This is a genomic window from Pseudomonas sp., assembly GCF_050739655.1.
In the GTDB taxonomy this organism is placed as follows: domain Bacteria; phylum Pseudomonadota; class Gammaproteobacteria; order Pseudomonadales; family Pseudomonadaceae; genus Aquipseudomonas.
Window position 1 is genome coordinate 21,260 of record NZ_JBOIBY010000310.1, and the last position, 24,488, is coordinate 45,747.

Sequence of the window (24,488 nt, forward strand, 5' to 3'; positions counted from 1 at the left end):
ATGATCCCTCAGATATCGAGCACCAATGGCTGTGCGCCTTGCGCCGGGATGGCACAGCAAATCAGCACCTCGCCTGGCTCCGGAACCTCGGCCGGTGGTTGTGGATAATTCACTTGGCCGCTGATCAGGCGCGTCTTACAGGTGCCGCACGAGCCCCCGCGACAACTGAACTCGGGATGCAAACCGCGGCTTTCCGCCAGCTCCAGCAAGCTACCACCATCGGGTTGCCAGCGAGCCTCCTTGGCCGAACGCTGAAACACCACCGGCACCGAAGTGGTTGCAGCAGGCGGTTGTTCGATCACAATCGCGTCGGGATCGGGTTGACGGCGCAACGTCGAGGGGCCGAATGTCTCAGCGTGAATCCGCGCATCGCGGACATCCAGCTCGCGCAGTCCGTCGTACAACGCCTGGGTAAAACTACCGGGACCGCACACGACAAAATCCACCTGATCGTAGTCCTCGACTTCAAGCAGGTCTTTGAGCAGCTCGACATTGATCCGCCCGGGCAAATCGAAATCATCACCCTCTCGAGCCTCAGGTTCCGGTTGGCTGAGTAGGCGAATTACCCTCACCGCATCACCGGCGTTATCGAGCAAGCGATCCAGTTCGGAGCGAAATGGCTGGTCAGCCAGGGCACGCGAACTCTGCAAGAACAATGTCGGACGGATGTGGCGCGTGCGCAACCCTTGATAAACCACCTCCCGTAGCATCGATAACAATGGCGTGATGCCAACCCCGGCAGCCAACAACACAAGTGGCCGACGCTCGTGAGGTGCCACGGTGAAATGCCCTTGCGGCGCGCGCGCCTCCAGCACATCACCGACTTGAACCTGTTCATGCAAATGTGAAGACACCCGCCCATCGCGCTTGACGCTGATGCGGAAAAAATCATCGGACGGTGCGCTGGACAGGCTGTATGTGCGGATATGCACCTCGCCTTCTATATGGAACCGCAGCGGCAAATGCTGCCCAGCATGGAACAACGGCAACCCGGCACCATCCGCTGGTTCCAGATAAATCGAACGGATGTTGTGGCTTTCCGCTTCAATGCGCACCACGCGTAATGGTCGCCATTGATCGCCCAGCGCCTTGGCCTGTAGTCTGGCCGCGGCTTGCTCCCAAGTTCCCGTGAGCAGACTGGTAGGTGAAACACCGTCGAAGCGCCAACGTAAAGCAAGAGCAGCGGGTCGACGCACAATGTGTTCCACGTGGAACGTCCACAATCTTTCTGCTCCCTGAAAGGCCTCAACCTGTGGGCCTTCAAGAATGATTTCAGTACGCCCCGTGAGGTGCAGCAGTTCACCCGAACTGAAATCGATGAACAACAAACCTGCCCGAGGATTAACCCGCAGGTTGCCCAGCGTATTAAAAAAAAGATTGCCGGCGAAGTCCGGGATGGTCAGTTGATTGCCTTCCACCTTAACGAAACCTGCCTGTCCGCCACGATGGGAAACATCCACTGAACGCTCGCCATCAATATCCACATAACTGGCGACAAACAGAGTATCCGCCTCGGCGATCAGGGCTATGGCCGCCTCGTCCAGCTCGGAAAAAAGCTGCGCGGTGCGCGTGGCAGGATCCGCCAATGGGACCGAGCGAAACTGCCGTAGCTGAATGTACTGCGGGCAATTGCCGTAAGACTGATCCACCGTCACACCAAAACCACTCGCGGACATCTTGCCGATGTGACCATTGATGCGGTTGCGACGCCGAGTATGCAATTCGATTCCCAGCAGGCCGATCGCTGCGCCAGCGTTCAATTGCGCAGGATCATCTGCAGCCGACAGGCTGGCGAATTGCAACAATCCTGGTTCAGGCGAATGGACAAAACCCGGCTCGCCTTCAAGCACACTTGCCCACGGCCTCCCATCTGCATCCACCGCGCCGTACAGCATGAACGGCAATTGCTCATAGAACGCACGGTGTTGGTCCGGCATATGATCGCGGATCACTCTGCGACCAAGTACCTCCATTCGTTCGCTAACCCCGATATGAGCCTGCAACTCTCTCTCGCCTGCATGCCACGGTGAACGATCCATTACGGCTTCTCCCCTGCGCCATGGGCACAGCATGAAGGGCCCGACGTTGTCGGGCCGTAAGCATCAAGCGGTTTTTTGCAGACCGGCGACAGTGCGCGGCATAGGGACAAAACCAGGTAAAGCTTCGACCCGTGCCAGCCAGGCGCGGATGTTGGCGTAGTCGTCTAGCGATACATTGCCTTCAGGCGCGTGGGCGACATAGCTATAGGCAGCCACATCGGCAATGGTTGGTTCGTTCCCGGCCAGATAAGGTGTGTTGGCCAGTTCGTTATCGATCACCTTGAGTACGGTATGGGCATAGGCAATCACTTCATCCGCGTTATAAGGCGCACCAAATACTGTAATCAACCTTGCCCGAGCTGGGCCAAAGGCGATGGGTCCTGCGGCAGCAGACAGCCAGCGTTGTACTTTGGCGGCACCGACCGGGTCGGACGGAAGCCAACGACCCTTACCGTACTTTTGCGCCAGATAAACCAGTATTGCGTTGGAATCCGCCAACACCACACCTTGATCATCCAGCACCGGCACCTGACCAAAAGCATTGAGTGCCAGGAATTCAGGCTTCTTGTGTTCGCCCTTGGCGAGATCGACGAAGACCAATTCGGTCGGAAGTTGCAGCAGCGACAGCATCAGTTCCACACGATGGGCGTGGCCGGAACGGGGGAAGTTGTAGAGCTTGATGGCTTGCATGATCGACTCCGCGGGTGAGTGGCGCTGTTCAGAGTAGATCAGCACCGATGGCAGCCATCTTCCGCCACTGATCAAAACAACAGAATTACCAGCAAGTGCAATCCATAATTTCAGCCAGTGAAATAAAGCCTCAACCCTGCAGGGCCGGATGCTCCCTCAGCGCCTTCACCGTAAAGTCGACAAAACTACGAATCCGCGTCGCCGCCTTTCGCCCGCCCTGATAAACCACATGGATGGGCAAGGGCGGCATTTCGAAGTCCGACAGAATGATTTCTAGCTCCCCGGCTTCAACTTTGCCCGCCACTTGGTAAGACAGGACTCGGGTGTAGCCTAATCCCAAGGCAGCGGCTGTAATTGCAGCCTGATTCGCTGTCACCACCAGGCGTGGTTCAGTGCGGACACTCAGAGGCTCGTCACCTTCAAGAAAAGGCCAGCTTCTGAGCTGACCAATTGCAGAGGTCGCAATAATCGGTGCCTGAACCAAGTCTTGTGGATGCCTTGGCCGACCATGGCTTGCCAGAAACTCAGGCGACGCTACGATCACCCGCCGCACTTCCCCAACACGAATTGCATGCTGATTGCTATCCGGCAGCTCACCGATGCGCACAGCCACATCGACCCCCTCCTCGACCACACTGACAACCCGGTCAATCAACTGCGCATTGATCGTGACGTCCGGGAATTGCTTTAAAAAACTCACCATCAGCGGTGTGATGAACAACTCTCCAAATAACACCGGCGCGGTGATCGTGAGTTGCCCACGGGGTTGAGCGTGACTGCCCGCGGCTGAATCCTCGGCTTCCTGCACCTCGGCAAGAATTCTCCGACAATCTTCAAGGTATCGCTGACCCGCCTCGCTCAAAAATACACTGCGCGTAGTTCGCGTGAGCAATTGCGTACCAATGCGTTGCTCAAGCGCCGCCACCGCCCGGGTAACACTGGCCGCCGACAAACCCAATCGCCGTGCTGCCGCAGAAAAGCCCTGTTCCTGGGCGACAGCAGCGAAGACCTGCATTTCCTGGAAGCGGTGGATTTAGAGAATTAAAACTGTCGCAAACGGCCCAAGGAATTCGCGGATTTTAGCCTCCTTTGGAGAACGCGCAAAACTGTCGCAACATTCAGAAATGCAGCTTGGGCGCCAAGTGCTAGAGAATTAAAACTGTCGCAGTCCTCTACGACGGCGGTTTGGCGGCAATTTTGGCTAGCTTCATCCTGTTTGGCTGTCGCTAGGGCATTGGTGTAACGAGAGGTTCTGCAGAAAGCGGTCCTTCGGCAGCCACGAAAACCGCGGCTCCCTATTTTCATTCACCGGCAGAGTGATGTTGCCGAAGCCGCTATAGTGATGGCTATTAACAATCACTATTTGGTGGGATCATCCGCTCACTGAATAACATAACGGGGTTCTGGTTAATGAGTGCCGCCGCCGCAGGGAAGCTTGTATATGTAGTTGCCAGTGCTGCTGTAACAGCCTGTGCCGTTGTCCCAACCATGTATTACTTCAACCGTAGTAACGTCCAGACTGCGAAATCGAACGGGAAGCGTGAGGGCGCCGCTGAAGAAAAAGCGAGACAGGAACAGCAACGCCAGGCCGAGAACGACAATCTAGAGAAGCTGAACGCGGAGGCCGAAGAAAACCGGCGCATGTTCCAGATGACCCTTGCCCTGTATTCAGTCGGACTTGCGTGTGCGGCAAGCTTTGGGCCCGTATCCGATGAGCAGAAGGCGCACATCGAGGAGTACATAGTTGGTGTATCCAAGGTCGCGATGCCTACGTACATGCGGACGAAAATGGACAGCGTGGCCCTAGCACCACCTGATGTAAAAACAGCATTCACCCATGCGGTCAGCGTAGCGAGTACTGAAACGTGGCGGTTCTTTGATGAGCTCGTCGGGCTTCTTTTTGATCTCCAGAATGTAGTAGATGTCGGACTGACGGCCTTCCGATCCGAATGGTTCTATCTGCGCGAAACAGCGTGAAGCCAAAATCATGACCAATTCAATTGAGCGTTTTGCGCTCCGCCAGGCTCTGCGCGCACAGCGAAGTGCCGGCTCCCAGCTTATTCCTATGCCCTCCTCGGCCGATGCACAACGGCTGTTTGCAGCACCGGTTGATCACGCTTACCTTGAGGGCCTCGCGCTTGCGGCTCCTTTGCTCAGCCCTCCAATTACCATCAGCGCAGAAACGATTGCAGCCCGGCTCTCAGGTTTAGAGGAAGCGTTTCACGCAGAACGAGTTTCGAGGTTGTTCGCCGAGACACGGCAGTCAACACTGCAGTCCGTAGCAGTAACTTTTGGAGTAGGCAAGATACTCAGTGCCTATGACAAGGCTGGTGGAAGTGTGGACACGATCCACAATGCCCGTGCGGGTGTCTATGCGACCGACGAAGCCCAGAAGGCTTATCTAGATCGTGGTGAGTACAACACTTACGACTATCACCAGAAAGACCAACGATATGCAGAAACGAACCGTAAGGCGACCAAAGACCGGCTGGCGGGCAACCTTTCCGACACCTATACAGGAGACCTTCTCGGTCTAGAGGAAAGCCAAAGCTTAGACCACACAATAGCGGCCGAGTGGATTCATAAAGACCGCGGCCGGGTTTTGGCAGGCAAGGACGGCCCCACATTGGCGAATGAGGCTAGCAACTTAAATCCCACCACCAAGACGACGAATTCGGCAATGCAACAGAAGTCGGCATCCGAATACATTGCTTGGCTTGAAGAAAACAAACCAGCGCGTGACGCAAGATTGGCAGAGTTGCACGCCCAGAAGGCTACTGGCGAACCGCTGAGGAAAGATCTTGCTCAAGAGCTCGCCAAGCTGACCGAGCAGGACAAGATTTCGAATAATCCTGAACCACTTCTCGCTGCCGATCGGAAAGCTAGGGCTGATTATGAGAAAGAGATCAACACCTATTACAGCAGCCCGCAGTTCCGTTCTGACTGCCTTAAAACGAGCGCAAAGGCCGGCGGTCGTGCAGCGTTCCAGGCCGCGGTCGGGGCGGTGCTGGTCGAGGCGTTCGCCGGGATCTGGGATGAAATTCGCGACTGGTATGTGCATGGAGCCCAGGAGGAGACCGTGGCTACCGAACTCAAGCGTCGAATCAAGCGTGTTGGAGTTCGAGTTGCCAAGCAGTGGAAAGGTGTTCTTGCCGCCGGTGCTGGAGGCTTCATCTCTGGATTTCTGGCTAACCTTCTGACTGTCCTAATAAACACGTTCATTACCACTGCCAAGCGGACCGCACGCATGATCCGTGAAGGCGCATCATCGCTGCTTACGGCGTGCAGAACCGTGCTCGTCCGACCAGAAGGTATGACTCTTGCCGAGGGGTTTCACGAAGCGTCTAAAGTGCTCGTGGGTGGGGCAATCGTTGTCGGTGGAGTTGTGCTTGAGGAGACGATAAGCCTTCAGCTGAAAGCGATACCGGTAATATTACCCTTTGCAGACTTGGCCACCGCAGTGATTGTAGGCGCAACGACAGCTCTCACCTCCACCATCGCGGTCTACATGGTTGACAAAGCCGACATGTTTGGCGTCAACCGCGGCAGGCTGATGGAGCTTATGAACTCAGAGCTGGATCTTGCCTTGCAACAGCAAGAGTCGCACAGGACGCATCTCATCGAACAGCTTCAGGCGCATCAGGCGCAGTTGGTGTAACTGTGAAATTGCACCTCACTTGAGCACCCGATTGCATCGACACTGATCATTCGTTTGCATTAGGAACGCTTTGGAGGACGTCCTGAGTGACCTAAATATGTACCTAGAGAATACTTCCCACGTTTGGCTGCACTCTGACTGAATTGTAAATGACGTTACGGGTGATCAATTTCCAGGCCGGCCTTCGATGTATGTGGAACAGCCTGACCGGTGGTTCGATTTATGGAAAGTCGACAGATCGGCTCCCCGGCTAGCAGAGTACATCTACGGATACGACATGGATTGCAATAGGATTTATGAAAGGCTGTCCCAAATGGTCGGCTAATTGAATCGTCCCTGGTTTTGTAGATACTTTCCAAGCTCGTACGGACTACCCCTCCTTAGGCCAGTACTAGTAACGGCCCAGTGCGCTAGATATCATCGCCAGCTATTTCCGAAAGTGCGAGCTTCGATTTTGCAAAACCATCGAAAGGCTATCGTTCGTCTGTTGATGCGCTGCTTAGTCGACTGTCAGCTGGCACCTCGCGACCTTGCCCACCCCCTGCATATCGTGCTTCCCCGCTGGGACGCCAAACTGGGCGACGCGATCGTTTCTTCATTCTTTTTTCGCGAAGCGCACAAGCTCGGTGCCCGGATCACCGTGCTCACCGTACCGGAGCTGGTCGACCTGCATCGGCTCGACTTCGGCGTCGACCGGGTCATCCCTGTCGCTTGCGCACCCACGCTGACCGGGCTGGGCCCACTGGTACGGGAATTGGGATCGGTCGATGCGTTTGTCCACTTAGTTGGCCGTATCCAACCCCTCGAGATGCTGTTCATCCGCATGCTTAAGCCCGCCCGGGTCTACTCGCTGGATGATGCCTTGCGCTGCGTCAGCGGCAAGCTGGGTGAAACCACCGCGCAGCTCAACGTGGTCGAGCGCTACACCCGGGTCCTGCTCGACCTCGGTGCGACCCGGATCAACCGCGACTATATCGTCCCGCTTCCCGAACGACAGGACGGCAACAACGTCGCGCACATCCTGGTCAACCCATATGCCAGCCGACCTGATAAAAGCCTTGGGTTCGCCAGAGCGCTCTCACTGGTCCGTGCCCTGGCGGATGCCTGGCCGCAGCACCATATTGGCATTCTGTGTAGTCCCGCCAGCCGTACCGAGGCACTGCAGCTCGAGCACGCCATCGCCCGCAGCAACGTCCGGACACTGGTCGAACTGGATACGCCCCGCGCGGTCGCGGGTGCCATCCAGCGGGCCAGAGTGGTTGTCAGTGTCGATACTGCCATTGTGCACATGGCCGTCGGACTGAAGGCGTCATTGGTCGCGATCTATCCGGCCAGCAACTCTTCTAATCCCTGGCTGCCGCCGCTTTCCCCCCATACCCGGGTTGTATTTAGTCGCCAGGGACCACGTCAGTACTCGCACACCGGCAGGAAAAACATGAACGAATTCACTGATGTCGACGTGATTCAACCAGTCGCCGAACTGCTCCAAGAGTCGATCGCTGCGACCCTCGCAGTGGATGCGCATATCGTTTCCGGCCTGGGCGTGGCCACTGGTACCCTGGCCCGCCAGCTGCCCTTGATCAGCCGGTCCTTTCCTGAAGTCGCCGAGTGCCATCCGGGCACGCTGAACCTGCAACTGTCACGACCGCTGCGTTTGATCCATCCTCATCACCGCAGCGCGCCGCTGGCGTGGACACCGAGCGGACGTACCAGGGAGGTGTTCGACTTACTGCGCATCGAGTTGGAATTCGACCACCTTGCCCACCGCGTGCCGGCCTGGCTGTACGTCGCCCATGGCTCGCCACACCGGCAGACCCCGAAGGTGCACGAGGTGATCGCGACTCGCCTGGAGCTAAACGGGGCCAAACGTTGCCGCGTGCACCTGCCGGCGCATGCGGTGGATCTGGCCTGAACCCTCAGCCGCAGCGTTCGAGCAAGCGCTCACACTCCCCCAGCCAATAGCCACGGTCGGGTTCGATATGCAGGAAGATGCGTGACAGCAGGGTTCCCTCGCCAAGGAATTCCGCCACCGACTCATCGCGTGTCGCTGTCCGCTTGAACCAGGTGTTGTACAGCTTGAGCATGCTCACGTCGCGGAGCAGGAAGTCGCTCACGCCAATGTCCGTGCGCCTCATCACCGCGCAACTGTCGAAGTTGTACAGCGGTCGATAACCCGGGTCGCATACCGAGGGCGAAATTGGCACCAGCTGGTGCGGCGACCTGGCGACAATCTCCTTGATCCCTCCCGGGTTGCCCCAGGCATGTTTCTCGACGGCGAGCCCGGTCGCCAGTGCCTCAGCGAGATGGGCATTTCCCGGCAGTGAGGCGAACAGGCATTCGCTGTGCCAGTGCAGTCGCTCGTCGAGTCCCGTCGGGAACAACATGGAGGTCGGGTCGCGCAGCAGGATGCTGTCCGCGTCGATCCAGGCCCCGCCATGGCGATGAACGTAGGCCATGCGGATGAAGTCGCTCCTGGCGACGATCGCCTCGATCCCTTTGTGCATGCTGAAGCTCAGCGGCTCGAAGCGCCAATTCTTGCCGAGGATAGAAGCGTCTATGCAATTCTGCAGGCTGTCCGGGGTTAGCAGGGTGAAATTGTCCCCCAGCGCCCGCTGCATGGAGACCAGCGCCAAGGCGATCCACGGCGGCATGTTCTGCCCCGCCGCCGTTTCCCAGTAGCTCACGTAGTTCACACGCACAAGGGGGCCCTCTCTACCGTCACGCCGCTACTGCCCAGCAGCCCGAGGTCCTCCAAGTAATGCCGCAGCAGCGTCAGCGAGGGTTTGCATTCGGCCTGGCGCAGGAACTCGTTGCCCAGAGCCGCCTTGTACAGCCGCAACCAATTGGCAGCCGGCACCTGCGCCAGGAATGCCGGGAAGGCTTGGTAGTTGTCCGTCGAAAACAGTAGACGCAACGTGCGCAGGATCGGTTGGTAGTCCTTCGCCCCAAGCAGTTCGGCCAATGTGTCATCCAGCTGATGGCTGATTTCCACCATGTTCAGGCGCTCCTCGACGGTGGCATCCGCCAGGGCGACCCGCGGATCGATGGCAACCGGGTAGATCGCCTGGAACGAGCGGGCTCCGGCTAGCAGCGACTCACGCAACACCTTGTCGGCGGTCGATCCTGTCACCAGCACATCGTCGCCGAAGATGACGTGCACGCCGCTCCAGCGATAGAAGTTCTCCGCGGGTATAACATGGTCCTGGACAAGATTGACCCGCTCGCGCTCTTCAGTACTAAGGCTCGCGTAGTTCTCGCAAGGAGGGGCAATACGCGGCAGCTTGACGTTGATCAGGGTGGGCAAGCCCATATGGGCGAGCGTGACGTTTATCTCCTCCACCACGATGTCGTAGAGCACGTTGGCCGTCGAAGGCACGTTGCGCCAGCCAGTGGTCATCAGCACCACATTGTCGTTGAGCTCCCGCGCGCTGGTGAACAGCCGTGCCCAGAGCGATGTCGGGTCATCCAGCTGCCGCTCCAGATAGTTGATCACCAGGCCGGCGAGATAGCGGATGTCCTTCTGGCTACCGTATTTGGCACGGCTGTAGATGGCCGTCAGCTCGGAGGCGCTTGCGCCACTGCTCATGTCGCGGAATCCGTCGGTGCCGTCGATCGTCAGACAGTGCAGGGCATGACCACCGAGCACCGCGACATAGCTGTCCATATCGATCAGGTCTTGCGCCAGCAAGCCGCCAGCGAACGCACGCAGGCCTCCATTTACGTCCTCCGCCTGCGGCCGGGCCACGGCCTCGTGAAAGCGCGCAAGCTGTTCGTCGACAGGCGCCGTAGCAAGTAGTTTCCAGTCATTCGATCGGGAGTTCACAGGACAATCCTTGTATCGGTGCCAGACGACCGGCTGAAGAAATCCAGAGGCATGTCAATGCGTCGACGCCCATCGAAGTAGCTGATCCGGTCCAGGCCAAGCGGTTGCAGTTCATCGACCAAGGTGCGAATACCAGCCCCCGCGTCCCGCGGATCGTGGGCGTCGGAACCTATGGTGAACGCCGCGCCGTGGGCGATCAGTTGGGGCAGCAGGGTGCGTGATGGATAGCTCCAGACGCCTTGAACCTCACGAGTCGAACCGGGCAACAGGCTCGACTTGCGAATACCCGAGGCATTCAGTTCGTAGGCCACACCATTGAGGGCGAACAGCGGCAGCAGCGGTTCCATCCGGCGCAGCACTACGTCTTCCGCCACCCCGCGCAGTAGCGTATCGGCGTGCCCCACGGCGTCGAACAGCCCGCACTCCAACAAGGCTTGCAGATGGGCGAAATAACGGTCGAGAAAGGCCGGGGTGGACAGCCGGGCCAACTCCCAAACCTTCGCCATGGGCTCGCCCGGCAACTCGACGTAGTGGATCGAGCCGATGGCGAAATCCAGCTCGTACCGGGCCAGCAACTCGCGGTTGTATACATCCGCACCCGGCATGTAGTCGAACTCCAGTCCGCGCAGAATCTTGATCTGGCCCTGGTGCTCTTGTCGTGCCCGCTCAATATCGGAGAAATAGCGGTCCAGTTCCACCTCCAACAGGCGATTGTCGCTGTCCACCGGGAACGGCGCGTGGTCGGTGATGGTGAGGATCTTCACTCCGGCGGCGATTGACGCCCGCACCAACTCATCCACCGTACCGACGGCATGCTTGGAATAAAAGGTATGGCTGTGGGAGTCGATCACGCCGGCACCATCCGTTCTAACAGGCCATCGTGACTAGCCAGTTCCTTGACCAGCCAATAGGGGTTATTCGCCTTGCGCAGGATCTTGTGCACCAGCTCAAGGTCGTCGAGACGCGCAAGCAGGTCCCTCAGCGGTTGGCTGTAAAGGGCACGGACCAGGGGGGTGTCGCGTACGTGGCTGGCCAGTCGCTCCCAGCCGATCCGGTCGAAGTGGATATTGCCCAGGCGCTGGTGCTCGATACCGTACAGGAAGACGTCACCATTAGGTTTCACCGTCAGGTCCATGCCGTTGGCGTGAGGAGGCGGGTTGAGGCTGCCGAGGGTGAAGCGCTTGTTGACCCGGGCTTCGATCGCGTCGATGTAGCCATGTAGGTCCAGGTAACCGGGTGGAGTGTCAGCCGCCGGGTGGACGAGGTTCTTGTAGTCGATGCCGAAGCGGTCCTCGCCGACCACCAGCGTATCTTCCAGGGTATTGCCCGCCACGATCCCGGCGTCGAGGCCCCAGCGTGCCAGTTCCTCCCGGAGGTAGTCGCGGGTGAACTCCCGATCAGTGTCGATCGAGCGAAACGAGAAGCTCAGCCCGGCCGGTCTGTTTCGTCGCAGATAATCTAGGCTGAAGCCATGAGCCCGCCATTTCACCTTTTCGATATGGTGACTGTCCGAGCTCAGCCTGATATTGCAGGTGTCGCCCCGGCTAACCACGATGCGATTGGTGGTGTCATAGAACTCCGCCATCTTCTCGTGCGGAAAGAAGCCGCTTGTGATGAACTCGAAACGCTTGCCGCCTTGGGAAAGCTCAAGAATCTCGTGGAAGACTCTGGCGTTGTTGAGGGGTTCGCCCTCTCCGCTGATGGAGATGCGCTTGACGTCGGGGGCGTTGATCAGCGCAGCCAGGTTCTCCCGGGCGAGGCTCGACAACTCCATGCTCATCCCCGTCTTGTGCTTGTCGGCGTACATGCAGAACGCGCAACCGATGCCGCAGATTTGGGTGATATCGATGTACAGCAGGTGGCCTTTCAGATCCATCTTTCTTGACTCGTTGCTAGCCTGCACGAGCGCACAGGCGTGGGTTGCACATGACCGGTAGTCACCGGTCGCGTGGGGCATCAGTAAGGCTGCAATACCTGCAGTTGCGGGATCTGCACGGAGTCGCGATGGACCACTGTATGCAGTACCCGCTCCTCTCGGACCGCAGCCATGTCCGGGTAATCGCTGTAGTGGTCGTTGCTGATCACATAGGTCTCGACATCGAACTCCGCGGCGGCCAGCACCGGATGGTCGGCGGTGAGGGTGGGCGGCATAACCAGTACCCGGGCCTGCGGAAACATCGCTTGGAGTGCGTTGTCGCTCATATCGAGCTGGCGGCGGATGCCCGGATCGAAGACCAAGGTCACGCCATAAGTCGCGGCCAGGTGAGGCACCAGTGTCTTGAGCACCTCCAGACCGATGAAGCGCCGTTTTCCGCCCGCTTCGTTCAGGTAGCAAAGATTATTGCCATCTACCACCAAGTTGCGGATTTCGTTTTCCAGCAGGCGAATGGTGTCGCGCAGGCGGCGCTTGCGTTTTTCCTCTTCCCGTTCCAGTTTGCGCTGGTGGAATTGCCGATCCTTCAACACCCTATCCGGACTGCGTTGCCCGACACCAAAGCGGTTTTCACATTCGTCATGGGCCATCCTTTTATCGAATGAGCTTTGCGCATTGTCCAACTGGTTGATGAAGCATTCGGCATCGATGATGTCCCGCTCCGTCGCCCGCAACTGGTCATGAGTCGTTTTCCAATTGTGATACACCTCTCCGGCCACCGCCTCCCAGTGGGCGCTGGCCTTTCTGACTTCGTCGGCGACGCCCTGCAGGCGTTGCACGTCATTGTCCAGTTGCGTGATGGTGGCCTTGGCCTGCAATGAATCGAAGCCCTGGTATCGCCGCGAATTGGCGCTCAGGCGCAGCTGCTCCCGTTCGCTTTCGCCGAGCCCGGATACCAAGCCCTCTTGCCGGCTCTTGAACTGCGCCAGCCGCTCCTGCAGGGTGCTGACCTGGCGCTCAGCCACGCGCCGTTCACTGGAAAACCAGTGCAACGGCGACCAGCCCGCCTCGGCAACGCCCTTGGCGATGTTCAGCTCAGCGCGGCTGGCCTTGATGCTCTGTTCGACCCTGGCAAGCTGCTCCCGTGCGGCGAGAGTTTCCCGTTGCACCTGAGCAAGCCTGCTATGGTTGCTCTCCTGGTCGAATCGCTCGAACCATTCGAGGTCGGCACGCAGATTCTGGATGTCTGCATTGATCTTTATGATTTCCCCCTTGAGGGATACCAGTCGCTTGGCGTGATGGTTGCTGTACACGGTTCTCGCTCCTATTCAATCCATTGGTTCAGGTGGCGCTCTGCGCGGCGCGTTTGCCGGAGGCATGCACGGCTTTCGCCGCAAGGTTCAGCGCGACCACCGTGGCCGCGCCGGCAGCGAAGCAGATGACGTTGGTCAGGAGGAATTCGAGAGGGGAAATCACAGGGTTCATGGACTCACTCCTTGGTTGTCTAAAGAGGGCATCAGGCGCCCTGGCGTATCCCGCATTTGCCACAAAAGTTGGCGCCGGCCGCGACTATCGCGTGGCAACCGGGACAGGTGGGTTTGAGCAACATCTTCTGGCGCATATGGCCGATCTGGATGACGCAGGGCACGGTGACCCGGTACGCCGGGCTTGCTAGGTCGAATGCCGTCCAGATCCCGGTGATGGCCCAACCCACCGGGCCAGCCAGCACTGCTAGACCACGACCCAGGGTGCTCGAACCCGCCAGCACCACGCCACGCCCTACTAGGCTGCTCATGGTCGCGCTGGCAACCACCGCCGCCACGTTGTAGGAAACCAACCCGGAACTACCGAGTGAAGCCAGCAAGGCCGCCAATGCCCCCGGCCCCATGCCGGGTCGGTACGCCAGTCCGCCCAGGGATTCGAACAGTGTTTTGCGGTCTTCCTCGCTCATGCGCGCCAGGGACTGGGCGAATACCTTGGTGATGATCGCCATTTCCATCTCGGCGCAGCTGGCGTTCGCCTTGTTCTTCGCGCCGACGTGCCCGGCCACATCCTCCAACAGCTCGCGGTACGGCACACCACTGCCGCCGCGGAACAGGTTGACCAGTGAGTTGCCGCCAAAGCGGGTCAGCTCCTCGGCGAAAATAGCCCGGGTCGACTCGCCGACACCCTTGTCCTTGTCGGCCATCAACTGACGACAGACTGAAGATGACAGGGAGATGCGTCCCTTGCCGTTGTCGGTGATCACATCTATCAACAGGCCCACGTCGTCGGCGCTGGCACTCATCAATACATCGGCAAGATCGGGGTCGTGAATGATCGGCATCCCGGCACTCCTTATTGTTCGCTAGAAGAAGGATCGTGTGGCGTGGTCTGGCTGACCCAGGCGCCCGCTATCGCGGCCAACCACTTTCGTGGGCCGGATTTTGAAATCTCGCGCAGCATCAGCGCATCGAGCTTGAGACAGGCGCGTCTACGCCACTCATCTCGGGCATTGGCCCGGGCAACCTCCGGCGAGGCCCCCACAATACTGGGGCGCTGATCCGGATGGACCTTGCATTCGCGCAGGACCTTTTCCACCGGATTAACCTCTTGAAGCCGCTCTTCGGCCTCCAACTTGTGAGCTGCAGCCAAGTAATCGCCGCTGTTGCCGATCGCGCTGGCCAGCATTGCCCAGTCCTGGGGGCGCATCAACAGGAAAGCAGGTGGCACCCCCAGAGCCTGGGCAAGACGCTCGATAGTGCTCAGGTCCGGGTTGGCATCGCTACCTTGCGCTGGTGATTTCAGGGCCCGCAACGTGCTACGAGCGATGCCGGTTTGCTGGTGGATCTGCACCGCGGACAAAGGCCCGGGGCCGTCGGCATCGCGTTGCGTTTCCCGCAGCGCACCTGCTACAGCGAGAACGGACGATAAGTTGCGGCTAAACCATTGGCCGAGCGAAACCTGAATGGGTTGAGGCGTGAGGATATTCATTGCCATCATCTCGCTATTAGATGGTGGCACTTTAGTAATGTTTTTAGCGTAGCGAAAGGCTTAACTGGAGTTCTGTCACTCCATTGTTATGGTTTAAAGATAAATACTGGAGCGTTGTCACTCCATTATTGTGTGCGTTGGTAGGGTGAAGACATCAACGGAGCTTTGTATATCCACGAGGTACCACGACGCTACGCTTTTCCCGAACGCCGGGCGTTTGCCTTTCTGAGCATTTCATCCAACTGCGCTATGAGCTCATCCGGATCCAATTCGGTCCAGTTGCCACAATCTGCGGCCACAATCATTTCGGCGAACTCCGGGCTGTACTCAGGTACCCGGTCAGCGACCACGTCGTCGGTGAAAGACGTGAAAAACCAAGCGCCCTCCGCCTCTTCACCAACAAGCCGGCCTTCGACTTGCAAGGTGGCCAATTCCGCCAAGTAAGCACCATCGTTCAGGTGTGGGTGAACGCTTAGGACAGCAGATTTGAGCGACGACGAACTAATACCGCTTTTTGCCAACTCGACAATCATGAGTTGCAGCGAGGTCATCTCGGCCATTGGGGCCTCCGATTTGAGTTAGTGGGGCGCGCAAGGGCGCAGGACGCCCCCTCGCCTCCTCCAGCAGGGTGACTGTGAGATCGTTTCACCAAAGAAATGGTGGTCAGTCGTTCACCGGCAAGTCATACCCAATACTGAACAGCGCCTGTTCGATGCTGCGAAGTGTTTGTTGGGTTGTTTTACCGACCCGGAAAGGACTCTCTGTTGAAGGCGATGCCGAATTAACCCATGTGCCGAGGCAAGACTGCCCCACCTCCAAATCGGCATGAACCCAGCACAGACAATGGTTCGCGAGTAATCAAACTGGGTCTGGGTAATCTCGGCAGCTGGGTCAATTCAACATCGGCGCCAACAGCATCTGCTTTTATCGCACAGATGTCGCGCAAAGCTCGTGGCAGGTGCCATCCTTTAAAGCACCTGGTAATGATCACTTGGCTATTCGGCCGGCTTAACATTTTCATCGATGCATACGACCGACGCAGCGCGGCTGGCCTATTGATTAAAAATAGTAATGCTAAGGTCGTGGGAGGTGCTCAACTGCATATCGCTGATGAGCCTAGCAACGCGGTTACTCGTAAGCCCAAAAAATTAAACCCTCCACTACGTGCTGCAATTTTAGAAAACCTGAAAAAGGACAAGCCAAAGATAAAATTTGCTCTAAATTCCAGGTTTCCATTAGCACCGTTAATCGACTGCTATTCTCAGACCCAATAGTAAAGTCGTTAAGGCAAGAGAATCAACTAAAAGAAAATTTGAATAATTATCGTGCACAATGGATTGGCGCTGTTAAGGCAAACACTCAAATGTCCGCAAAAGAATTAAGATCAACGATGCCAAGCGTATATGCTTGGCTCTATCGCAATGATCGTGATTGGCTGCTAGAACGCAACTCAGAATTGCCGTGCGGACGGCTGGGGAATTACTCATCCATAGACTGGGACAAACGTGATGTAGAACTTCAGGATCTGATACTTTCGACGATGCATCGCGCGTATGGCGAGTACGACCAACTGAGAATATCTAAAACCGCGCTGTTCAATCTGGTTCCAAGTTTGTTTCGTTTATTAGAAAAACGCACCCATTATCCTAAAACCCGATTGCTTATTAGAGAGCTATTACAACGCACGGGGTGATGGACGTCTCATTATATTAAGCATCTATCGGGAATCGTATCGCTACGGAGCGCTATTGGGGACCCTTGTCTAATAAGATGAGTAGGACCCTATCCATAAGTTTCCGTTGGTTCGATACTCGGAATAGCGGGGTGTGGCGGATCAGCTAAGCTTGGAGCGAGTTGCCCTCTGCCTTTTTTTACATCAACAAACGAACAGCATGGATAGACTACCGAAATGCTTTTTTTAATGAAATCACCACGCCCAAACCCGAAAGATAGAGGTGATGGGTATGGGCAATACCAGTTGCCAACTCCAAGCGAATAATCTTCGTCCACATAATTGGCAGACTCATGACCTCCGGCCCTGTAAGTTGACCATAATGATGTGATGTCGCGTACTTCATCACAGGGTTCAATGACATCCGCGACAAACTCCTGAAACCCATCGTAAAGCATAGTTATAGAGTTAATAATACTGTCGAAATCGACATACTCAAAATAAAATGCAAGGTTACTTTCGGCATGTATTTTCAATCGAGCCAGCAGAGTACTTATAACTCGCGAAATTTTGTGTAACTCTTCTTGGCTAAATGCATTCGAAGGCATCTCCAACGAGTTCGAAAAAAACCTAATTGACAGTGCTTCTAAGGCTGGTATTAACGATATATGAAATCGGTATTTGTATAAATCATCGATTAACCGTGAGCGCTTTAGCTCCGCAAGGTCGTTGTTCACTCTTGAGTGGCTTTCGCTGAGATACTTTCCGCCACACCCCTCCCACATTACATTACGACTATGTCCTTGAAAGTTAAATGGCTTATCGCAAGCAGGGCATACAGACTCTAAAATAACGTTATGAATTGCACATACGCCAACAGACTCTATGGAGGCCCTGCGCCAATATGAGAAACCGATTTTCTCAAAATCAGACCTCACGCATTCAGGACAGAAGGTTAATCGCTTCGGATAAGCAGGGTCTACATCTAAGAATTCGGCAATATATTTACTACCGGAATAAGCCATATCCTGTGAATTTTTTAATACTGAGAACAACGGTTGACAGGTGTGGTTATGCAATAGTCGGTTGAAACCAGAGCATCCATGCCATCCTAATAATGATGCAACTTTTCTAACATCTTCACTTGTGAGGCTCTTAGACGTATACCATTTTGGAAACCGGCCTTTGCCTAAAATAAAGATATTGCGCTCTATAAAGGAGCGAATTGTTTCGTCTCGCTGGATACGTAGAAGCATTGTGATAAGTCACTTTTATTTCATGCGCCAGTCGAAGAGCGTGGGGTATATATCAGAGCTCAAGGCCGAAGCTCCAACAACGGACTCAAAATCACGTCGCGGCCTTGAATAGCTGATGAAGCTGCATCAGATTCCCCAGCCTGCGACGCGATGTCCAAGTGATGAATGGCCGCATGGAACCGTTTTAATTCGCACGCGACCGTTTTAATTCTCAAAAGCCAGCGGTCCATGACATGTCCTCGATTCACATAAAAAAATCGCAACCCTGGGGCTGCGATTTTTAGAGGTTTGATCAGCTGTGGATAACTTATTCCACAGTCACCGATTTCGCCAGGTTACGTGGCTGGTCGACGTCAGTGCCTTTGAGCACGGCCACGTAGTACGACAACAATTGCAGCGGGATGGTGTAGAGGATCGGCGAGAGGATGTCGTGTATATGCGGCATCTGCACGACATGAGTACCTTCACCATTGGTCATGCCGGCCTTCTGGTCAGCGAAAACGATAAGCTCGCCACCACGGGCGCGGACTTCCTGAAGATTGGACTTGAGCTTTTCCAGCAGCTCATTGTTCGGCGCAACGGTAACGACTGGCATGTCGTTATCCACAAGCGCCAACGGGCCGTGCTTCAGCTCGCCCGCCGGATAAGCTTCGGCGTGAATGTAGGATATTTCCTTAAGTTTGAGCGCCCCTTCCATTGCCACCGGGAACTGCGCGCCACGACCAAGGAACAGTGTGTGATTCTTTTCGGCGAACAGCTCGGCAATTTTTTCCACAGTGCTGTCCATCGCCAGCGCCTCACCCAAACGTGTAGGCAAGCGACGCAGTTCCTCAACCAATGTTGATTCGACGCCTGCGGCCAGGGTCCCGCGGACTTGCCCAAGCGACAGGGTCAGCAACAGCAGGCCAACCAGTTGCGTGGTGAACGCCTTGGTCGAAGCTACGCCGATTTCGCGACCCGCTTGGGTCAACAGAGTCAGGTCAGACTCACGGACCAGGGAACTGATACCGACGTTGCAGATGGCCAGGCTCGCGAGGAATCCCAGTTCCTTGGCATTACGCAACGCGGCCAACGTGTCGGCGGTCTCGCCGGACTGGGAAATGGTTACGAACAGCGTATCGGCCTGCACCACTACCTTGCGGTAACGGAATTCGCTGGCGACTTCGACCTGGCACGGAATACCGGCCAACTCTTCGAGCCAGTAACGGGCAACCATACCCGCGTGATAACTGGTGCCACACGCCACGATCTGCACGTTACGTACCTTGGCGAACAGCTCGGCAGCTTGTGGACCGAACGCTTGCACCAGGACTTGATTCTGGCTCAGTCGACCTTCAAGGGTGCGCTGCACCACGGACGGTTGCTCATGGATTTCCTTGAGCATGAAATGGCGGAATTCACCTTTGTCGGCAGCTTCAGCACCGTCGCTGTATTGCACGGTCTGGCGCTCGACTGCTTGGCCCGTCACGTCCCAAATCTGCACGCTGTCACGGCGGATCTCGGCGATATCGCCCTCTTCCAGGTACATGAAACGGTCGGTGACTTGACGCAGGGCCAACTGGTCGGACGCGAGGAAGTTTTCCCCAAGGCCCAGTCCGATAACCAGTGGGCTGCCGCTACGTGCTGCAACCAGACGATCCGGTTGTTGCGCGCTGATTACGGCCAGGCCGTAGGCGCCGTGCAGTTCTTTAACGGTTGCCTTCAGAGCCTCGGTCAGATCGGGCAGCTCCTTGAGCTTGTGGTTCAACAGATGGGCAATGACTTCGGTGTCAGTGTCAGAAGTAAACACGTAACCCAAGGCTTTAAGTTGTTTGCGCAGGGCTTCGTGGTTTTCGATGATGCCGTTATGCACCACCGCCAGATCACCGGAAAAATGCGGGTGTGCATTGCGCTCGCATGGCGCGCCATGTGTGGCCCAACGGGTGTGGGCAATCCCCAGGCGACCGACCAGAGCACTTTCGGCCAACGCCTGCTCCAGTTCGCTGACCTTGCCCGGACGACGCAAGCGCTCGAGCTTTTGATCGTTGGTATAGACCGCCACACCGGCGCTGTCATACCCACGATATTCCAGACGCTTCAGGCCTTCGACCAGGATGGCGGTAATATTACGTTCTGCAACTGCGCCGACAATTCCACACATGCTATTTCTCCTGACTGACAGCCGCGCAAATCAAGTTGATCCCGCGGGCCTGTATCTGATCGCGGGCCTCAAGCGGCAGGCGATCATCGGTAATTAGGGTATGGACGCTGCTCCAGGGCAGTTCCAGGTTTGGAATCTTGCGACCGATCTTGTCGGCCTCAACCATTACGACCACTTCCCGGGCGACTTCCGCCATAACCCGGCTCAACCCAAGCAACTCATTGAACGTAGTGGTGCCGCGGACCAGATCAATACCATCGGCACCAATGAACAGTTGATCGAAGTCGTAGGAGCGTAGTACCTGCTCGGCAACCTGACCCTGAAAGGACTCGGAGTGGGGGTCCCAGGTGCCGCCTGTCATCAACAGCACTGGCTCGTGTTCAAGTTCGCTCAGAGCGTTGGCGACGTGCAGGGAGTTAGTCATCACCACCAGGCCTGGTTGCTGACCGAGTTCGGGAATCATCGATGCGGTGGTACTGCCGCTATCAATGATGATCCGCGCATGCTCGCGAATCCGCGCAACGGCGGCGCGAGCGATGGCTTGTTTGTATTTGGACACCGGCTGGCCGATATCGGCCACCAGTTCCTGAGGCATGGTGATCGCGCCACCGTAACGACGCAGCAACAGTCCGTTGCTTTCCAGCGCAGCCAGATCCTTGCGAATCGTAACTTCGGATGTTTCGAAGCGCTTCGCCAGTTCATCCACACTGACTTCGCCCTGCTCATTGAGCAAGGCTAGGATGTTGTGGCGACGTTGAGGTGTGTTGCGTTTCGACATGACTTGGTAAGTTTCGTTTCGAAAGATAACGGAAGCAATCAAAACCTATCGATGAAACTTCGTCAAGCGCGGGGCGATAAAAAGATCTGTGGATAAAAGCATCGCGGGCAAGCTCGGCTCCTACAGAATTTAGTTACTGTGGGAGCGAGGCTTGCCCGCGAATGCACTGGATCAGATTGTGTATAACTTCAACCAAAGCTGGCTGTGAATAACTCAGCTCTTCTTGACCTTCTCCGGCCGCTTCCAGCCATCGATGTTTTTCTGACGGGCACGACCCACGGCCAACTGCGCGTTATCCACATTCTGCGTGATGGTTGAACCGGCTGCGGTAGTTGCTCCTGAAGAGATATCCACAGGCGCTACCAACGAGTTGTTGGAGCCGATGAACACATCTTCACCCAACACGGTTTTCCACTTATTCACACCATCGTAATTGCAGGTGATGGTGCCAGCACCGATGTTGGTGCGCGCGCCGATTTCAGCATCGCCTAGATAAGACAGGTGACCAGCCTTGGCGCCTTCGCCCATGTGTGCATTTTTCAGCTCGACGAAGTTACCCACATGCGCTCGTGACTCGAGTACGGTGCCTGGGCGCAAACGCGCAAATGGGCCGGCATCGCTGCCTTCGCCCAAAATCGCACCTTCGATATGGCTGTTAGCCTTGATCACAACGCCTTTACGCAGGGTGCTGTCCTTGATGACACAGTTCGGGCCAATCACCACGTCGTCTTCGATGACCACCTTGCCTTCAAGGATCACGTTGATGTCGATCAGTACGTCACGACCTACAGTGACTTCACCGCGAACATCGAAACGGGCCGGATCGCGCAATGTCACGCCTTGAGCCATCAAACGACGACCAGCACGCAGTTGATAGTGGCGCTCCAACTCGGAAAGCTGTTTACGATCATTGGCGCCCTGCACTTCCATCGCGTCATGGGGCTGCTCGGTGGCAACCACCAGACCATCGCCAACCGCCATTTCAATCACGTCGGTCAGGTAGTACTCACCTTGCACATTGTTGTTCGACAGGCGCCCCGTCCAATCGGTCAGGCGATTGGCAGGAACCGCCAGAATACCGGTGTTGCCTTCCTTGATAGCGCGCTGAGCTTCAGTGGCGTCCTTGTGTTCAACAATGGCCGCGACCTTGCCATCCGCTCCGCGAACGATACGGCCGTAACCGGTTGCGTCATCCAGCTCTACGGTCAACAGACCCATTTGCCCTGGCTCAACCAGCTTGAGCAGTCTTTGCAGGGTTTCAACTTCAATCAGCGGTACGTCACCGTAAAGAACCAACACGGTATCGGACTCAATGAATGGCAACGCTTGGGCCACCGCATGGCCTGTCCCCAGTTGTTTATCCTGAAGGACGAAATTCAAATCGTCGGCACCCAGACGTTCACGCACCGCATCGGCACCATGGCCGATCACCACGTGAATGCGCTGTGGATCAAGCTGTCTGGCGCTGTGGATAACATGACCGAGCATCGAATTGCCGGCAATCGGGTGCAAGACTTTCGGCAAGGCCGAACGCATGCGCGTGCCTTGGCCGGCGGCGAGAATAACGATTTCAAGAGACATGTCTGGCACCAATCCTGGGTGGTCAGCGGCTGCGACCAAATTTAAGAATATCGGAAAAGAAAAAAGGGTAGCCGAGGCTACCCTTTTTAATCAATCGCACAACAAGCGAAGCCTTAGCGGCCGAACTTCTTGCGGACCTGCTGGACGGTGCGCAGCTGAGCTGCAGCCTCGGCCAGACGTGCGGCAGCAGAACCGTAATCGAATTCCGCGCCCCGATCATGCAAGGCCTTCTCGGCAGCCTTGACGGCTTCCTGAGCGGAGGCTTCATCCAGGTCGGCAGCACGTTGCACAGTGTCGGCAAGCACTTTGACCATGTTCGGCTGAACCTCGAGGAAACCACCGGAGATGTAATACACCTCCTCTTCCCCGCCCTGCTTGACCAGGCGGATCGGACCTGGTTTCAGGTTAGTGATCAGCGGCGCGTGACCCAGAGCGATACCAAGATCACCCAGTGCACCGTGCGCAATCACCATCTCGACCAGACCGGAAAAGATTTCTCCTTCCGCGCTGACGATATCGCAATGGACTGTCATAGCCATCTGATTGCCTCACCCTAAATTAGCGCCCGTTACCGGGCGCCGGGATTACAGTTTCTTGGCTTTCTCGATCGCTTCTTCGATGCCGCCAACCATGTAGAACGCTTGTTCTGGCAGGTGGTCGTAGTCACCGTTGAGGATGCCTTTGAAGCCAGCAATGGTGTCTTTCAGGGAAACGTATTTACCCGAAGCACCGGTGAAGACTTCAGCCACGAAGAACGGCTGCGACAAGAAACGCTGGATCTTACGAGCACGGTTTACCAACTGCTTGTCGGCTTCCGACAGCTCGTCCATACCCAGGATCGCAATGATGTCCTTCAGTTCTTTGTAACGCTGCAGCACGTACTGAACACCGCGAGCGGTATCGTAGTGGTCGTTGCCGATCACGTTCGGATCCAGCTGACGCGAAGTCGAGTCCAGTGGGTCTACCGCTGGGTAGATACCCAGGGAAGCGATGTCACGGGACAGAACGACGGTGGCGTCCAAGTGGGCGAAGGTGGTCGCTGGCGACGGGTCAGTCAAGTCGTCCGCAGGTACGTATACCGCTTGGATCGAAGTGATCGAACCTTGCTTGGTCGAAGTGATGCGCTCTTGCAGCACGCCCATCTCTTCAGCCAGGGTCGGCTGGTAACCTACTGCAGAAGGCATACGGCCCAGCAGTGCGGATACTTCAGTACCGGCCAGGGTGTAACGATAGATGTTGTCGACGAACAGCAGAACGTCGTTACCTTCGTCACGGAACTTCTCAGCCATGGTCAGGCCAGTCAGCGCTACGCGCAGACGGTTTCCTGGTGGCTCGTTCATTTGGCCGTATACCAGAGCAACCTTGTCCAGTACGTTGGAATCCTTCATCTCGTGGTAGAAGTCGTTACCCTCACGAGTACGCTCACCCACACCGGCGAACACGGAATAACCGCTGTGCTCGATGGCGATGTTACGGATCAGTTCCATCATGTTTACGGTTTTGCCTACACCGGCACCACCGAACAGACCAACCTTACCACCCTTGGCGAACGGGCAAACCAGGTCGATAACCTTGATGCCAGTTTCCAGCAGGTCATTGCCGCCCGCTTGCTCAGCGAAGCTTGGCGCAGGACGGTGAATGCCCCAACGCTCTTCGGTTTCGACCGGGCCAGCCTCGTCGATCGGGTTACCCAGTACGTCCATGATCCGGCCCAGGGTCGCTTTACCGACTGGTACGGAGATGGCTGCGCCGGTGTCGATGACGTCCAGACCACGCTTCAAGCCCTCGGTGGAGCCCATCGCAATGGTACGAACCACGCCGTCGCCCAGCTGTTGCTGAACTTCCAGAGTGGTTGCGGCCGCGCTTTGTACAGTCAGCGCGTTGTAGATGCTCGGTACGCTGTCGCGTGGGAATTCCACGTCGATAACGGCGCCGATGATTTGAACGATACGTCCGCTACTCATAGCTGGATCCTCTGAATATTTGAACCGTTAAACCGCGGCAG

General features: G+C 56.6%; 23 protein-coding genes. 4 read left to right on the forward strand and 19 right to left on the reverse strand.

Features of this window, described 5'->3' with window-relative positions; translation table 11 throughout:
- Window positions 1-8: 8 nt before the first annotated feature.
- From ACRESJ_RS14965 to ACRESJ_RS14975, 3 genes are all read right to left on the reverse strand, one after another.
- On the reverse strand, window positions 9-2,039 hold the full coding sequence (locus ACRESJ_RS14965) for a pyridoxamine 5'-phosphate oxidase family protein (protein WP_431758587.1): 2,031 nt from the start codon (window positions 2,037-2,039) through the stop codon (window positions 9-11).
- A 63-nt stretch (window positions 2,040-2,102) separates the two neighbouring features.
- On the reverse strand, window positions 2,103-2,729 hold the full coding sequence (locus ACRESJ_RS14970) for a glutathione S-transferase family protein (protein WP_431758588.1): 627 nt from the start codon (window positions 2,727-2,729) through the stop codon (window positions 2,103-2,105).
- A 130-nt stretch (window positions 2,730-2,859) separates the two neighbouring features.
- Window positions 2,860-3,762 (reverse strand): LysR family transcriptional regulator, encoded by a 903-nt coding sequence (locus ACRESJ_RS14975; protein WP_431758607.1) that lies wholly within the window; start codon window positions 3,760-3,762, stop codon window positions 2,860-2,862.
- Window positions 3,763-4,139: 377 nt separating this feature from the next.
- On the opposite strand from ACRESJ_RS14975, the gene ACRESJ_RS14980 reads away from it, so the two are divergent.
- The 3 genes from ACRESJ_RS14980 to ACRESJ_RS14990 all read left to right on the forward strand — a co-directional run bounded on the left by ACRESJ_RS14980 (window position 4,140) and on the right by ACRESJ_RS14990 (window position 8,299).
- The gene (locus ACRESJ_RS14980) at window positions 4,140-4,706 is read left to right on the forward strand and encodes a hypothetical protein (RefSeq protein WP_431758589.1); all 567 of its coding nucleotides are present in this window, start codon (window positions 4,140-4,142) and stop codon (window positions 4,704-4,706) included.
- A 10-nt stretch (window positions 4,707-4,716) separates the two neighbouring features.
- On the forward strand, window positions 4,717-6,387 hold the full coding sequence (locus ACRESJ_RS14985) for a hypothetical protein (RefSeq protein WP_431758590.1): 1,671 nt from the start codon (window positions 4,717-4,719) through the stop codon (window positions 6,385-6,387).
- Window positions 6,388-6,841: 454 nt separating this feature from the next.
- The gene (locus ACRESJ_RS14990) at window positions 6,842-8,299 is read left to right on the forward strand and encodes a glycosyltransferase family 9 protein (RefSeq protein WP_431758591.1); all 1,458 of its coding nucleotides are present in this window, start codon (window positions 6,842-6,844) and stop codon (window positions 8,297-8,299) included.
- A gap of 4 nt (window positions 8,300-8,303) precedes the next feature.
- On the opposite strand, the gene ACRESJ_RS14995 is transcribed toward ACRESJ_RS14990, so the two are convergent.
- The 9 genes from ACRESJ_RS14995 to ACRESJ_RS15035 form a co-directional block, all read right to left on the reverse strand.
- The gene (locus ACRESJ_RS14995) at window positions 8,304-9,086 is read right to left on the reverse strand and encodes a glycosyltransferase (protein ID WP_431758592.1); all 783 of its coding nucleotides are present in this window, start codon (window positions 9,084-9,086) and stop codon (window positions 8,304-8,306) included.
- Window positions 9,077-10,210, reverse strand: a complete 1,134-nt coding sequence (locus ACRESJ_RS15000) for a hypothetical protein (protein ID WP_431758593.1) — start codon at window positions 10,208-10,210, stop codon at window positions 9,077-9,079. Before ACRESJ_RS15000 ends, ACRESJ_RS14995 begins: the two co-directional genes overlap by 10 nt.
- A complete protein-coding gene (locus ACRESJ_RS15005) occupies window positions 10,207-11,061 on the reverse strand; it encodes a histidinol-phosphatase (RefSeq protein ID WP_431758594.1) in 855 nt (284 codons plus the stop codon). Before ACRESJ_RS15005 ends, ACRESJ_RS15000 begins: the two co-directional genes overlap by 4 nt.
- Window positions 11,058-12,086 carry a radical SAM protein gene (locus ACRESJ_RS15010; protein WP_431758595.1) on the reverse strand — a complete coding sequence of 343 codons (1,029 nt, stop codon included), beginning with the start codon at window positions 12,084-12,086 and terminating at the stop codon, window positions 11,058-11,060. Before ACRESJ_RS15010 ends, ACRESJ_RS15005 begins: the two co-directional genes overlap by 4 nt.
- Before the next feature lie 80 nt (window positions 12,087-12,166).
- Window positions 12,167-13,396: a hypothetical protein gene (locus ACRESJ_RS15015; RefSeq protein WP_431758596.1), complete on the reverse strand. Its 1,230-nt coding sequence runs from the start codon at window positions 13,394-13,396 to the stop codon at window positions 12,167-12,169.
- A gap of 28 nt (window positions 13,397-13,424) precedes the next feature.
- Window positions 13,425-13,568 carry a hypothetical protein gene (locus ACRESJ_RS15020; RefSeq protein WP_164488184.1) on the reverse strand — a complete coding sequence of 48 codons (144 nt, stop codon included), beginning with the start codon at window positions 13,566-13,568 and terminating at the stop codon, window positions 13,425-13,427.
- Between the two features lie 31 nt (window positions 13,569-13,599).
- Window positions 13,600-14,409 carry a hypothetical protein gene (locus ACRESJ_RS15025; protein WP_431758597.1) on the reverse strand — a complete coding sequence of 270 codons (810 nt, stop codon included), beginning with the start codon at window positions 14,407-14,409 and terminating at the stop codon, window positions 13,600-13,602.
- An 11-nt stretch (window positions 14,410-14,420) separates the two neighbouring features.
- A complete protein-coding gene (locus ACRESJ_RS15030) occupies window positions 14,421-15,056 on the reverse strand; it encodes a helix-turn-helix domain-containing protein (RefSeq protein ID WP_431758598.1) in 636 nt (211 codons plus the stop codon).
- 191 nt (window positions 15,057-15,247) lie between these two features.
- Window positions 15,248-15,616, reverse strand: coding sequence for a hypothetical protein (locus ACRESJ_RS15035; protein WP_431758599.1), 369 nt, complete (start codon window positions 15,614-15,616; stop codon window positions 15,248-15,250).
- Window positions 15,617-16,203: 587 nt separating this feature from the next.
- Between ACRESJ_RS15035 and ACRESJ_RS15040 the strand changes: the two genes are divergently transcribed.
- Entirely contained in the window at window positions 16,204-16,749 is a 546-nt protein-coding gene (locus ACRESJ_RS15040) for a TnsD family Tn7-like transposition protein (RefSeq protein ID WP_431758608.1), read from the forward strand.
- 89 nt (window positions 16,750-16,838) lie between these two features.
- On the opposite strand, the gene ACRESJ_RS15045 is transcribed toward ACRESJ_RS15040, so the two are convergent.
- From ACRESJ_RS15045 to atpD, 7 genes are all read right to left on the reverse strand, one after another.
- Entirely contained in the window at window positions 16,839-17,984 is a 1,146-nt protein-coding gene (locus tag ACRESJ_RS15045) for a TniQ family protein (RefSeq protein WP_431758600.1), read from the reverse strand.
- 59 nt (window positions 17,985-18,043) lie between these two features.
- Window positions 18,044-18,214: a hypothetical protein gene (locus tag ACRESJ_RS15050; RefSeq protein ID WP_431758601.1), complete on the reverse strand. Its 171-nt coding sequence runs from the start codon at window positions 18,212-18,214 to the stop codon at window positions 18,044-18,046.
- Window positions 18,215-18,291: 77 nt separating this feature from the next.
- Window positions 18,292-20,124 (reverse strand): glutamine--fructose-6-phosphate transaminase (isomerizing), encoded by a 1,833-nt coding sequence (gene glmS, locus ACRESJ_RS15055; RefSeq protein ID WP_431758602.1) that lies wholly within the window; start codon window positions 20,122-20,124, stop codon window positions 18,292-18,294.
- 1 nt (window position 20,125) lies between these two features.
- Entirely contained in the window at window positions 20,126-20,902 is a 777-nt protein-coding gene (locus ACRESJ_RS15060) for a DeoR family transcriptional regulator (protein ID WP_431758603.1), read from the reverse strand.
- Window positions 20,903-21,115: 213 nt separating this feature from the next.
- Window positions 21,116-22,483 carry a bifunctional UDP-N-acetylglucosamine diphosphorylase/glucosamine-1-phosphate N-acetyltransferase GlmU gene (gene glmU, locus ACRESJ_RS15065; protein ID WP_431758604.1) on the reverse strand — a complete coding sequence of 456 codons (1,368 nt, stop codon included), beginning with the start codon at window positions 22,481-22,483 and terminating at the stop codon, window positions 21,116-21,118.
- Between the two features lie 113 nt (window positions 22,484-22,596).
- Window positions 22,597-23,022 carry a F0F1 ATP synthase subunit epsilon gene (locus ACRESJ_RS15070; RefSeq protein ID WP_431758605.1) on the reverse strand — a complete coding sequence of 142 codons (426 nt, stop codon included), beginning with the start codon at window positions 23,020-23,022 and terminating at the stop codon, window positions 22,597-22,599.
- A gap of 45 nt (window positions 23,023-23,067) precedes the next feature.
- Window positions 23,068-24,447 carry a F0F1 ATP synthase subunit beta gene (gene atpD / locus ACRESJ_RS15075; protein ID WP_431758606.1) on the reverse strand — a complete coding sequence of 460 codons (1,380 nt, stop codon included), beginning with the start codon at window positions 24,445-24,447 and terminating at the stop codon, window positions 23,068-23,070.
- Window positions 24,448-24,488 lie beyond the last annotated feature (41 nt).

Bases quoted from the DNA above. Each gene is read 5' to 3' on its own strand.
- glmU (WP_431758604.1), bottom strand. From the start codon at position 22,483: ATGTCTCTTGAAATCGTTATTCTCGCCGCCGGCCAAGGCACGCGCATG.
- ACRESJ_RS15035 (WP_431758599.1), bottom strand. From the start codon at position 15,616: ATGGCCGAGATGACCTCGCTGCAACTCATGATTGTCGAGTTGGCAAAA.
- ACRESJ_RS15030 (WP_431758598.1), bottom strand. From the start codon at position 15,056: ATGAATATCCTCACGCCTCAACCCATTCAGGTTTCGCTCGGCCAATGG.
- ACRESJ_RS15045 (WP_431758600.1), bottom strand. From the start codon at position 17,984: ATGCTTCTACGTATCCAGCGAGACGAAACAATTCGCTCCTTTATAGAG.
- ACRESJ_RS15060 (WP_431758603.1), bottom strand. From the start codon at position 20,902: ATGTCGAAACGCAACACACCTCAACGTCGCCACAACATCCTAGCCTTG.
- ACRESJ_RS15025 (WP_431758597.1), bottom strand. From the start codon at position 14,409: ATGCCGATCATTCACGACCCCGATCTTGCCGATGTATTGATGAGTGCC.
- glmS (WP_431758602.1), bottom strand. From the start codon at position 20,124: ATGTGTGGAATTGTCGGCGCAGTTGCAGAACGTAATATTACCGCCATC.
- ACRESJ_RS14965 (WP_431758587.1), bottom strand. From the start codon at position 2,039: ATGGATCGTTCACCGTGGCATGCAGGCGAGAGAGAGTTGCAGGCTCAT.
- ACRESJ_RS15010 (WP_431758595.1), bottom strand. From the start codon at position 12,086: ATGGATCTGAAAGGCCACCTGCTGTACATCGATATCACCCAAATCTGC.
- ACRESJ_RS14985 (WP_431758590.1), top strand. From the start codon at position 4,717: ATGACCAATTCAATTGAGCGTTTTGCGCTCCGCCAGGCTCTGCGCGCA.
- ACRESJ_RS15050 (WP_431758601.1), bottom strand. From the start codon at position 18,214: ATGGACCGCTGGCTTTTGAGAATTAAAACGGTCGCGTGCGAATTAAAA.
- ACRESJ_RS14980 (WP_431758589.1), top strand. From the start codon at position 4,140: ATGAGTGCCGCCGCCGCAGGGAAGCTTGTATATGTAGTTGCCAGTGCT.
- ACRESJ_RS14970 (WP_431758588.1), bottom strand. From the start codon at position 2,729: ATGCAAGCCATCAAGCTCTACAACTTCCCCCGTTCCGGCCACGCCCAT.
- atpD (WP_431758606.1), bottom strand. From the start codon at position 24,447: ATGAGTAGCGGACGTATCGTTCAAATCATCGGCGCCGTTATCGACGTG.
- ACRESJ_RS15070 (WP_431758605.1), bottom strand. From the start codon at position 23,022: ATGGCTATGACAGTCCATTGCGATATCGTCAGCGCGGAAGGAGAAATC.
- ACRESJ_RS15020 (WP_164488184.1), bottom strand. From the start codon at position 13,568: ATGAACCCTGTGATTTCCCCTCTCGAATTCCTCCTGACCAACGTCATC.